This is a genomic window from Pseudomonas sp. o96-267 (assembly GCF_003935465.1).
GTDB lineage: Bacteria > Pseudomonadota > Gammaproteobacteria > Pseudomonadales > Pseudomonadaceae > Aquipseudomonas > Aquipseudomonas sediminis.
In genome coordinates, this window is sequence record NZ_RHQP01000048.1 from 22,556 (window position 1) to 29,276 (window position 6,721).

The 6,721-nt window shown below is 63.6% G+C and carries 4 protein-coding genes; 3 read left to right on the forward strand and 1 reads right to left on the reverse strand.

What is annotated here, in order from left to right:
- The first annotated feature begins 17 nt into the window (after positions 1 to 17).
- Positions 18 to 1,379: a DNA recombination protein RmuC gene (gene rmuC, locus EGJ86_RS23010; RefSeq protein WP_177432926.1), complete on the forward strand. Its 1,362-nt coding sequence runs from the start codon at positions 18 to 20 to the stop codon at positions 1,377 to 1,379.
- Between the two features lie 71 nt (positions 1,380 to 1,450).
- Here rmuC and EGJ86_RS23015 read toward each other — a convergent pair whose 3' ends face one another.
- Positions 1,451 to 4,939: a PAS domain-containing hybrid sensor histidine kinase/response regulator gene (locus EGJ86_RS23015; protein WP_125836753.1), complete on the reverse strand. Its 3,489-nt coding sequence runs from the start codon at positions 4,937 to 4,939 to the stop codon at positions 1,451 to 1,453.
- 205 nt (positions 4,940 to 5,144) lie between these two features.
- Between EGJ86_RS23015 and EGJ86_RS23020 the strand changes: the two genes are divergently transcribed.
- Both EGJ86_RS23020 and EGJ86_RS23025 read left to right on the forward strand, forming a co-directional pair.
- Positions 5,145 to 5,714 (forward strand): GNAT family N-acetyltransferase, encoded by a 570-nt coding sequence (locus EGJ86_RS23020; RefSeq protein WP_125836754.1) that lies wholly within the window; start codon positions 5,145 to 5,147, stop codon positions 5,712 to 5,714.
- A 5-nt stretch (positions 5,715 to 5,719) separates the two neighbouring features.
- Positions 5,720 to 6,547: an AraC family transcriptional regulator gene (locus EGJ86_RS23025; RefSeq protein WP_125836755.1), complete on the forward strand. Its 828-nt coding sequence runs from the start codon at positions 5,720 to 5,722 to the stop codon at positions 6,545 to 6,547.
- Positions 6,548 to 6,721 lie beyond the last annotated feature (174 nt).

Genomic DNA, 6,721 nt, shown 5'->3' on the forward strand with positions numbered 1-6,721 from the left:
AGCAAGGCGAGCAGGCGTTGCTGCAGGAGCGCCTGGAGCACGCGCAGCTCAGCCAGACCGGTTTGCTGGCGCAACTCGATGATTGCCGCGCCGAGTTGGCCGAGGTCAGCGAGATCAAGGTAGAACAGCAGACCGAGTTGGCCGGCTTGCGCCGTGAGAATGAGCTGCTACAACAGGAGCGGCAGATTGCCCGTGAGGCCGCGCAGTCGTGGAATCAGCAGCGCGAGCGTAACGAAGCTGAATTGCGTCGGCTCACCGCCGAGTGTGCGGCGCTGGCTGCCGAGCTGCAGGAGAACCGCGACAATCAGCAGCAGCGTCTTGATGATCTGCAGGGCGCGCGCAACGAGTTGCGCGCCCAGTTCTCCGAGCTGGCGACGAAGATCTTCGATGAGCGCGAGCAGCGCTTCGCGGAGACCAGCCAGCAGCGCCTCGGCCAGTTGCTCGACCCACTCAAGGAGCGCATCCAGGCGTTCGAGAAGCGCGTCGACGAGAGTTATCAACAAGAGGCGCGTGAGCGTTTTTCCCTGAACAAGGAGTTGGAGCGCCTGCAGCAGCTCAACCAGCGCCTGGGCGACGAGGCGACCAACCTGACCCGTGCGCTCAAGGGCCAGAAGACTCAGGGCAACTGGGGCGAGTTGGTGCTGGAGCGAGTGCTGGAGCATGCCGGCCTGGAGAAGGGGCGTGAGTATCACACTCAGGTCAGCCTCAAGGGCGCTGGTGGCGAGCGCTTTCAGCCTGATGTGCTGATTCGTCTGCCGGGCGACAGGCAGGTGATCGTCGATGCCAAGGTCAGCCTCAGCGCCTACCAGCAGTATGTCGCGGCGGCGGACGAACCGATTCGCCAGCAGGCGCTCAAGCAACACCTGATCTCGCTGCGCAGCCATCTCAAGGGCCTGTCCGGCAAGGATTACCAGCGCTTGGAAGGGCTGCACAGCCTGGATTTCGTGCTGCTTTTCGTGCCCATCGAGGCGGCCTTCGCCGCGGCGCTGCAGGCCGAGCCGGGCCTTTTCCAGGAGGCTTTCGAGCAGCAGGTGGTGATCGTCAGCCCGACCACCTTGCTGGCTACGCTGCGGGTGATCGACAGCCTCTGGCGCCAGGAGCGTCAGGGCCAGAATGCGCGCGAGATCGCTGAGCGTGCCGGTCAGCTATACGACAAGTTCGTCGCCTTCGTCGCCGATCTGGATGAGATGGGCAGCCGTCTGCAGCAATTGGACAAGGCTTACGCCAGTGCCCGCAACAAGCTGGTGGACGGTCGTGGCAACCTCATTGGCCGTGTGGAAAATCTCAAGCTGCTGGGGGCTCGTGCGAGCAAGAGCCTGCCTGGCGAGCTGCTTGAACGCTCCGCCGATCTGCCTGCACTGGATGAGCTGGGCGAGTGAGCTAAACCGTCGACGCTGCGCTGGTGAAACGCTCTGCCGTGGTTACAGGCAGCCCACCGGCCCAGATGCGGCTAGCCCCGTAGCGTCAGGTGGCGGCTGAGCAACGCCCGCAGGGCTGCAGGCTTGACCGGTTTGGGCAGGTAGTCGAGGCCGGCGGCATGGACCTCGGCGACCAGTTCCGGGCGGCCGTCAGCGCTGATTACCACGCCCGGTACTGGCTCGCCCAGGCGCGTGCGTAGCCAGGCCATCAGTTCGGTGCCGGTTTCGCCCTCGTCGAGGTGGTAGTCGATCAGCGCCAGTTGCGGGCGTACGTCCTCGCTGAGCAGGTGCTCGCACTCCAGGCGATTGCGCGCTGTCCACACCTGGCAGCCCCAGCGCGACAGCAGGCTGTACATGCCGGTGAGAATGCTGTCTTCGTTGTCGATGCAGATCACCTGGGTGCCCTGCAGGGGCTGGCCATCGACTGCCGGTAAGGCTGGGCCTTGCTGCTTCGGCGCCGGTTTTCTCGCCAGCGGTACGCTGACGCTGAACACGCTGCCTTTACCTGGCCAGGAGCGCACTTCCAGGCGGTGGGAGAGTACGCGGCAGAGACCGTCGGCAATCGCCAGGCCCAAACCCAGGCCTTTCTCGGCGCGCGTCTGGTGGCTGTCGAGGCGCTTGAACTCCTCGAAGATCACCTTGCGCTTGTCCTCGGGTATACCCATGCCGCGGTCCCAGACTTCCAGGCGCAACTGATTGCCTTCACGGCGTACGCCCAGCACCACGCGGCCCTTGGCGTAGCGGAAGGCGTTGGTCAGGAAGTTCTGCAATACCCGGCGCAGCAGTTTGATGTCGCTATCGATCCATTGCCGACTGCCGCGTACGCGCAGGTCGATACCCTGTTCGGCAGCCAGTACGCCGAACTCGGCGGCGAGGGTGTCGAACAGGCTGGAGAGGGCGAAGGCGTGACGGTCTGGCGTGATCCGGCCGTTTTCCAGGCGCGAGATATCCAGCAGGTCGGTGATCAGGTCCTCGGCCGAACGCAGCGAGCTATCCAGATGCCGGACCAACTCCTGGGCTTCACCGGGCAGCGCGTCGTCCTGGTGGGACAGCGCTGCGGAGAACAGGCGAGCGGCGTTGAGTGGCTGCATCAGGTCATGACTGACTGCGGCGAGAAAGCGCGTTTTCGACTGGTTGGCGGCTTCGGCGTGGGCCTTGGCTTCGGTCAGTGCCTGGTTCAGTTTCGACAGCTCATGGGTGCGTTCGGCAACCCGTCGTTCGAGGCTTTCGTTGGCGTCCTTGAGGGCGCGCTCGGCTTCGCGGAATTCGGTGATGTCGGTGAAGCTCATGACGAAACCACCGCCCGGCATGGGATTGCCGATCAGCTCGATCACCCTGCCATTGGGGAATACTCGCTCATAGCTGTGTGCCGTGCCCTGGCGCATCCAGTAAAGGCGCTTGGCGACGTTCTCCTCCAGGTCACCGTCTCCGAGCATGCCGCGTTCGGCATTGAAACGGATGATCTCGGCAATTGGCCGACCTACGTAGATCAAGCCTTCTGGGTACTCGAACAACTCCAGATAACGGTGGTTCCAGGCCACCAGGCGCAGGTTCTGGTCGACCACGCTGATGCCCTGGGTGATGTTTTCGATCGCTCCCTGCAGCAGGGCGCGGTTGAACTGCAGCACCTCGCTGGCTTCGTCGACGATGCGCACCACATCCTCGACCTGCATCTCGCGGCCTTCGATGGCGGCCTTGACCACTGCGCGGGTCGAGGAGGCGCCCAGCACGCCAGCGAGCAGACGTTCGGTATGGGCGATCCACTCGCTATTGGCCGGCTGGTTGGGATCGAAGTCCTTGCCTTTGCCCTGGCGCAGGGCGAAGCGATTGAAGCTCTGCCGTGCGCGTTCTTCGCCGACGAAACGGCTGGACAGCATCAGCAAATCGGCCACCTGCACTGCCAGCAGGCTGCGGTTGCTGGGCTTTGTACCCAGGTCATGGCCGATGAAGCGCCCGGCCTGCCAATGCTCGGAAACGCGGGTGCGCGAGAACCAGGAAACCCAGGCGAACAGCAGCATATTGCCGGCCAATGACAGCACCACGCCGCGCGTCAGCGGGTCAACCTGCAGGCCGATAGGAGCATAGAGCAGGGTGGTCAGACCGGGGAAACTGTCCAGCGACCAACCCATGCCGCGTGCCGCCAGCGGCAGCACCAGGGTGTAGAACCAGAGCATGGCGCCGAAGATCAGGCCAGCGAATACGCCGCGGCGGTTGGCTTGCTTCCACACCAAGGCGCCGAACATGGCGGGGGCCAGTTGGCCAATGGCGGCAAACGACACCTGGCCAATGGTGGCCAGGCTGGCGCCTTCGCCGAGCAGGCGGTAGCAGACATAGGCCAGTAGCAGGATCAGCACGATGCTGACCCGGCGCGCGGTGAGCATCCAGTGACGGAAGGCCTCGAACGGCCGCTCGGTACTCTGCCGGCGCAACAGCCAGGGCAGCAGCATATCGTTGGATATCATGGTCGACAGCGCCACCGAAGCGACGATCACCATGCCGGTGGCGGCCGAGGCGCCGCCGATGAAGGCCAGCACCGCCAGGCCCGGATGGGCTTCGGCCAGGGGCAGGCTGATGACGAAGGAGTCCGGTGTCACGCCTGCTGGCAGCAGCATCTGCCCGGCGAGGGCGATGGGCACGACGAACAGCACGGCCAGCACCAGATAGGCCGGGAATACCCAGCGCGCCAGGCGCAGATCCTTGGGTTCGATGTTCTCCACCACGGTGACGTGGAACTGCCGCGGCAGGCAGACGATGGCGATCATCGCCATGCCTGTCTGCACCAGCATGGCCGGCCAGTTCACCGCTTCGTTCCAGAAGTCATCCAGCTCGGCGGTGTTGTGCGCCTGCTCCAGCAGGTCGTTGAAACCGTTATACAGGCCGAAGGTGACGAAGGCGCCCACGGCGAGGAAGGCCAGCAGCTTGACCAGCGACTCGAAGGCAATCGCCAGCACCATGCCGCGATGGTGCTCGGTGACGTCGAGGTTGCGGGTGCCGAACAGAATGGTGAACAACGCCAGGGCCAGTGACACGATCAGCGCGGTGTCCTGGGCGCTGGTACCTGTGTCTTGGGCATGTACGCCGATCAGCAGATTGACCCCGAGCACGATGCCCTTGAGTTGCAGGGCGATGTAGGGCAACACACCGACTAGGCAGATCAGCGCCACGACGATGGCCAGCGACTGCGACTTGCCGTAGCGCGCGGCGATGAAGTCGGCGATGGAGGTGATGTTCTCCTGCTTGCTGATCATCACCATCTTCTGTAGTACCCAGGGCATGGTCAGCAGCAGAATGATCGGGCCCAGGTAGATCGGCAGGAACGACCACAACTGTTCGGCGGCTTGGCCGACGGCGCCGAAGAAGGTCCAGCTGGTGCAGTAGACGGCCAGCGACAGCGAGTACACCCAGGCGCGAATCTTCGGCGGCATGGGCGCGCTGCGACGGTCGCCATAGAAAGCGATGGCGAAAAGAATGGCCATGTAGATCAGGGCGACCGCGGCGATCAACCCGGGGGACAACGACATGCAGACTCCGAAACGCGCGCTGGAACGAAATGAGCCTGGCCGCCGAGGCGAGGCCGATGTTGATCAGTGTTGCACAAAGCCACGCGCTGTCGGCTGCGACCAAGGTAGCAGCCAAGCAGGCGTGCTTTGCGACGGGACTCGATTGTGCCGCAGCGCAGGTGCTGATAGCTTGGCTGGTTTGCGACTCTGTCCGAGGAAGGACCCTATGTTCAAGCCGCAGCTGGTGACTTTGCAACGTGGCGCTCTGCGCCTGGAACCGCTCTCCGACGCCGATATCCCTGGCCTGGTGGCGCTGGCCGAGGCCAACCGCGAGGAGCTGCTGTACATGAGCGGTACCCAGCGGCTGGACTGGTACCGCAGCGCCCTGGCCGATCTGCGTGAGCAGCGGGCACTGCCGTTCGTCATTCGCCTGGGTGACGAAATGGTGGGTACCACGCGCTTCGCCGACTTCATGAACACCCTGCCGGCCTGTGAAATTGGCTGGACTTGGCTTGACCACCGCCAGCATGGCAGCGGGTTGAACGCCAGCATCAAGTATTTGATGCTCAAGCACGCTTTCGAAAATTGGGGCATGGTCCGCGTGCAGCTGAAAACTGCCGCCAGCAACCTGCTTTCGCAACGCGCTATCGAGAAGCTCGGCGCAGTTCGTGAAGGGTTGCTGCGCAACCATCGCCGCCTGGCTGATGGCCGGCTCGATGACACCGTGCTTTACAGCATCACCGACCTGGAATGGCCGGCGCTGCGTGAGGCGATGGAGGCGGGCTTCAACGCCTGAGCCGTATGCACAGTCGTGAGCAGACCCGCTTCTGGCAAGCCTCCGCATTGAGCGGAGTCGAGCTGTTGCAGGCGCGCTACCTCGAGCAGCGTTTCGCTCCGCACGTACATGAAGGGTTCGTCTTCACCGTGATCGAGCATGGCGCCCAGCGCTTTCGCCACCGTGGCTGCGATCATCTGGCGCCGCAGGGCAGTATGGTGCTGATCAACCCGGACGAAGTGCACACCGGCTCCAAGGCGCACGAAGACGGCTGGCGCTATCGCGGTTTCTATCCCGACAACGCCCAGGTACTGGGAGCGCTGCAGGAGTTGGGTCTGGCCAAGGCCGGCATGCCGTCGTTTACCTTCAGCGTGCTGCATGATCCGCGTTTGCACGCGGCCTTTCTGCAACTGCACCAACTGCTCGAACATGGCGCCGAGGCGTTGCAGCAACAACTGGCCTGGCGTGAGGCGATCCTGTTGCTGTTCCAGCATCATGCGCAGCTTGCCGAACCACCTGCGCCTGGGCGCGAGCCCTGGGCCGTGGCCTGCGCCAAACAGATGCTCGCCGAGCGACTGGTCGAGCCGCCGTCGCTGGAAGAGCTGGCGGCTGCGGTCAACCTCTCACCTTTTCACTTCGCGCGCGTATTTCGCCGCGCGACCGGCTTGCCGCCGCATGCCTGGCTCAAACAGCGTCGCCTCGAACAGGCGCGGGCATTGCTAAAGACGGGTTGCACGGCGGTCGCTGTGGCGATGCAGTTGGGCTTCGCCGATCAGAGTCACTTGTCGCGACAGTTCAAGCAGGTTTATGGCGTGAGCCCAGGCGAATATCGCAGCGCAGTGGCACGAAGCTGACAGCAGGAATAAAAAAGGTTCTTCGCATTTTCGCGGGGAGGATGCGCCCGACACCGGACTGGCAATTAGATGTTAGCTGCCGGTGCTGGCACTATCCGAGGGTGTGCAGAATTTTGTGTAACCGGGGCTTGGGTTACTGCTGCGGCAGCCTGTCTTCGTAACTGATCGTAAAGC

Coding starts and splice junctions, on each gene's coding strand:
- EGJ86_RS23015 (WP_125836753.1), bottom strand. CDS start 4,939: ATGTCGTTGTCCCCCGGGTTGATCGCCGCGGTCGCCCTGATCTACATG.
- EGJ86_RS23020 (WP_125836754.1), top strand. CDS start 5,145: ATGTTCAAGCCGCAGCTGGTGACTTTGCAACGTGGCGCTCTGCGCCTG.
- EGJ86_RS23025 (WP_125836755.1), top strand. CDS start 5,720: ATGCACAGTCGTGAGCAGACCCGCTTCTGGCAAGCCTCCGCATTGAGC.